Source organism: Rathayibacter tanaceti (assembly GCF_001634385.1).
Lineage (GTDB): Bacteria > Actinomycetota > Actinomycetes > Actinomycetales > Microbacteriaceae > Rathayibacter > Rathayibacter tanaceti.
Genome location: NZ_LIIN01000182.1, coordinates 1 through 3,785, shown reverse-complemented (window position 1 = coordinate 3,785; position 3,785 = coordinate 1). Strand labels below are relative to the sequence as shown.

Below are 3,785 nucleotides of genomic sequence, written 5' to 3'. Positions count from 1 at the left end.
GGTGGTCCGGTGTTGCGGGCGAGTTTCGACACGGGTGCTGTGGAGGATCAGTACAACATCGGCGCGGTCATGCCCTGTGCTCCCGGCGATGCGGAAGCGCTTCTCCTCGAGGATGAGGCGCAGCGTGCGGCAGGCGTGGTTCTCCCGGGCGACGAGGGGATCGTGTTGCAGCCGCGACCGGGTCAGTTGATGCCGACGTCGATCCCGACATCGGAGCCGACCGGCGGCTGACCCGCCTTCAGTGCGGCGTGCCCACGAGCTGCGCGACGTGCACGACGAACGCGCGACGGCGGTCCCGCGTCTCCTCGCCGCCGCGGGAGGCGAAGGGGGTGAGATGCCAGATCTCGCAGAGGCCGAGGAGGGCGATGAAGAGATCGTCGGCCGACCAGCTCGCGTCGACGACTCCCGCGCGCTGCCACTCGAGGACTCGCGCTTCGGGGGCGGGGATCCCGCCGAAGCGTTCGCCGGCCTCCTCCCAGACGCCGGCACCCTCGAGGCGAGCCCAGGTGAGCAGGCGCAGGAACTCGGGGTGCTCCCAGACGTGGTCGAACATGCGACCGGCGAGGTCCGGGAGGTCGGAGGCCTCGGCGAGCAGCGTCGCGTCGAGAGCGGTGATCGCCTCGACGACGGTCGCGACGAACAGACCGCGCTTGCCGCCGAAGTAAGCGTAGAGCCGCTCCTTGTTAAGCCCGGCGGCAGCGGCCACACGATCGACCCGGGCACCGGCGAAGCCGTGCGCGGCGAACTCGGCGGAGGCGGCGCGCAGGATGCGCTCGCGGGCAGGGAGCGCCGGGTCGGACGTCGGATCCATGGTTCACCTCCGGGCGCTCGAACGATACACTCTTCTCCGCCCAACCAACTGGTTGGGGTGGTTCGGCCCCGACGACGCGGCTCGGATCCGGACCCACCGGTCCCGCTCCGCTCCCGTGCGAAAGGCCGCCATGCCCTCCCCCTCCGCTCCCTCGTCCGCCCGCCGCTGGTGGGTGCTCGTGATCCTCGCGCTCACGCAGCTCGTCGTCGTCCTCGACGGCACGATCGTCACCATCGCCCTGCCTGCCGCGCAGGCCGACCTCGGGCTCACCGACGTCGAGCGCCAGTGGGTTGTCACCGCCTACGCGCTCGCCTTCGGCGCCCTGCTCCTTCTCGGCGGCCGCATCGCCGACTACACCGGTCGCAAGCGCACCTACCTGATCGGCATGGTCGGCTTCGGCGTCGCGTCCGCGTGGGGCGGACTCGCCTCCTCCGGCACCGAGCTGATCGCGGCCCGCGGCCTCCAGGGAGCGTTCGCTGCGCTCCTCGCCCCCGCCGCGCTGGCGCTGCTCACCGTGTCGTTCCCCTCCGGTCGCGAGCGCGGCACGGCCTTCGCTGTCTTCGGCGCGGTCGCAGGAGCGGGCGCGGCCGTCGGGCTCGTGCTCGGTGGCCTGCTCACCGAGTTCGCAGACTGGCGCTGGTGCCTCCTGGTCAACGTGCCGGTCGTCGTCGGCGGCGCGATCGCCGGCCAGCTGCTGGTCACCGAGAGCCGTGCGGAGGGGCGCAACCGCTTCGACGTCGCGGGGACGATCACCGTCGCGCTCGGCCTCGCGAGCGTGGTCTACGGCTTCACGCTGGCCGAGCAGGGCTGGCTCCGCGTCGACACTCTCGGATTCCTGCTCGCCGGCGTGCTGCTGCTCGCCCTCTTCGTGCGCATCCAGGCCAGGTCCGACCACCCGTCGCTGCCGCTGCGCATCGTCGCCGATCGGGTGCGCGGAGGCGCCTTCCTGGTGCAGGCGATCGTCGGCAGCGTCATGATCGGCTCCACCCTCTACCTCACCCTGCACCTCCAGCTGGTCCTCGGGCTCCCGCCGCTCGAGGCGGGCCTGGCGAACCTGCCGATGACGGTGACGATCATGATCGTCGCCGGAGTCGCCGCACGCCTGCTCCCGCGCACCGGCCCACGCATCCTCATGATCGCGGGACCGCTGATCGCGGCCGCGGGCCTGCTCTACCTCAGCCGCGTCACCCCGGACGGCGGCTACCTCGTCGAGGTGCTGCCCGCGCTGATCCTGCTCGGCATCGGCATGGCGATGGTCTTCGTGCCGCTGCAGAACCTCGCGCTCACCGGAGTCGCGGCTCACGACGCCGGCGCCGCGGGGGCGACCGCGAACGCCGCCATGCAGATCGGCGGCTCGATCGGGCTCTCGATCTTCACCACCGTCTACGCCGGCGTCGCGGGCGAGCAGCAGTCGCCCGCCGCGTTCGTAGACGGCTACTCCGCTGTGTTCGTCGCGGCCGCGATCGGCCTGGTCGTCGCCTCCGGCGTCGCGGTCGCGATGATCCGGGTGAAGAAAGAGGAGTTCCTCGCGCAGGCGCCGAAGGAAGCCGTCGCCCACCTGGGCTGATCCCGGCCTAGGCTCGGAAGAGCCATGCAACCACTGACCGAGAACGAGATCCGAGCCTGCTTCGTCAACGCTTCGCGCAAGGAGGTCGCCGACCTCGCTCTGCCGAAGGCCATCGACTCCTTCGACTGGGAGGGGGTCGACCACCTCGGCTGGCGCGACCGGAGGATGGGACGCCGCGCCTACGTCGTGGTCCCGCTGGAGGAGCGTGTCGTCGGGGTGCTGCTCACGCAGGCCGACGCGCTGCCCCGCTCGCGGGCCCAGTGCTCGTGGTGCCGCGACATCCGTCTCCCGAACGACGTCGTGTTCTTCGGGGCACGCAAGGCGGGGGCAGCCGGGCGGGCGGGCGACACTCTCGGCACGCTGGTCTGCTCGGAGTTCCAGTGCTCGGTGAACGTGCGGCAGCGACCACCGGTCGCCTACGTCGGGTTCGACGTGGAGGCGGCGCGGTCGGAGCGGATCGCGACTCTGCGGGCGCGCACCACAGGCTTCGTCCGTGAGGTACTCGGCGAGGTGTGACCGCGCTCAACGGCGGGTGGAGGCACGCACGTGCATCCGCTCGCCCTGACGGCCGAACAGGCTGAGGAACTCGACCTGCTGCTCGTCGGCGCGGCCGAACCAGTGCGGCACGCGGGTGTCGAACTCCGCGGCCTCTCCGGCGGGCAGGACGAGATCGTGCTCGCCGAGGAGCAGGCGCAGGCGTCCGCTGAGCACGTAGAGCCACTCGAACCCCTCGTGTTCGCCCTGCTGTCCGGGCTCCGGTACCGGTCCGGGCGGGATCGTGTGCTTGAACGCCTGGAGCGCGCCTGCGTCGCGGCTGAGCGGCTGGATGAGCATGCCGTTCCGGCGCATCGGCCGGCCGTGCACCCGTGGGTCCTCGGGTGCGGCTCCCACGAGCTCGTCGAGCGGCGCCTCGAGGGCGCGGGCGATCGGGAGGAGCAGCTCGAGCGTCGCGCGCCGGCCGCCGCTCTCGAGGCGCGAGAGGGTGCTCGCCGAGATTCCCGTCTCGGCAGCGAGCGAGGCGAGCGTGCGGTCGCGGCGGGTTCGGAGGCGTCGCAGGCGCGGACCGACGGCCGCGACGATCTCGTTGTCGGAGGGGGCGGTCCGGTCGTCGTGCACGAGGTCAGCCTGGCACGCGGGATGCCTCCGCGTGCCGGAACGGCACGGATCCTCGCTGGCGCGGCCGGATCGGCGGAGCATCGTCGGCATGACCTCCACCAACGCCTCCACCGGCCCGTCCACCGATGCCCCCGCTCCCGCCGACGCCTGATCCTCGGTGCGTCCTTCGCGGGCCTCGCCGCCGCTACCGCGCTCGGCCGCAGTCTCCGCGACGTCCTCGTCGTCGACGGCGGGCCTGCGCGCAACGCCCCCTCGCCCGGCGCGCACAACGTGATGACCCGCGACGGCATG

5 protein-coding genes and 1 pseudogene are annotated in these 3,785 nt (G+C 72.3%); 4 read left to right on the top strand and 2 right to left on the bottom strand.

Annotation, left to right across the window (positions count from 1 at the left end; all coding sequences use genetic code 11):
- Positions 1–231 (top strand): hypothetical protein (locus tag ACH61_RS18610; protein ID WP_236713705.1); only part of this gene is annotated, 231 nt, incomplete at its 5' end.
- Positions 232–238: 7 nt separating this feature from the next.
- On the opposite strand, the gene ACH61_RS14415 is transcribed toward ACH61_RS18610, so the two are convergent.
- Complete coding sequence (locus tag ACH61_RS14415; RefSeq protein WP_068213356.1) at positions 239–811, bottom strand: TetR family transcriptional regulator; 573 nt, start codon at positions 809–811, stop codon at positions 239–241.
- A 130-nt stretch (positions 812–941) separates the two neighbouring features.
- Here ACH61_RS14415 and ACH61_RS14410 point away from each other — a divergent pair, with 130 nt between their 5' ends.
- Together ACH61_RS14410 and ACH61_RS14405 are read left to right on the top strand one after the other, a co-directional pair.
- Positions 942–2,378 (top strand): MFS transporter, encoded by a 1,437-nt coding sequence (locus tag ACH61_RS14410; protein WP_068213362.1) that lies wholly within the window; start codon positions 942–944, stop codon positions 2,376–2,378.
- A gap of 24 nt (positions 2,379–2,402) precedes the next feature.
- Positions 2,403–2,894, top strand: a complete 492-nt coding sequence (locus ACH61_RS14405; RefSeq protein ID WP_068213353.1) for an FBP domain-containing protein — start codon at positions 2,403–2,405, stop codon at positions 2,892–2,894.
- Positions 2,895–2,900: 6 nt separating this feature from the next.
- On the opposite strand, the gene ACH61_RS14400 is transcribed toward ACH61_RS14405, so the two are convergent.
- On the bottom strand, positions 2,901–3,494 hold the full coding sequence (locus ACH61_RS14400) for a helix-turn-helix domain-containing protein (protein WP_068213351.1): 594 nt from the start codon (positions 3,492–3,494) through the stop codon (positions 2,901–2,903).
- A gap of 21 nt (positions 3,495–3,515) precedes the next feature.
- Here ACH61_RS14400 and ACH61_RS18605 point away from each other — a divergent pair.
- Positions 3,516–3,785 (top strand): annotated as a pseudogene (locus ACH61_RS18605) (hypothetical protein); the annotation flags it as partial.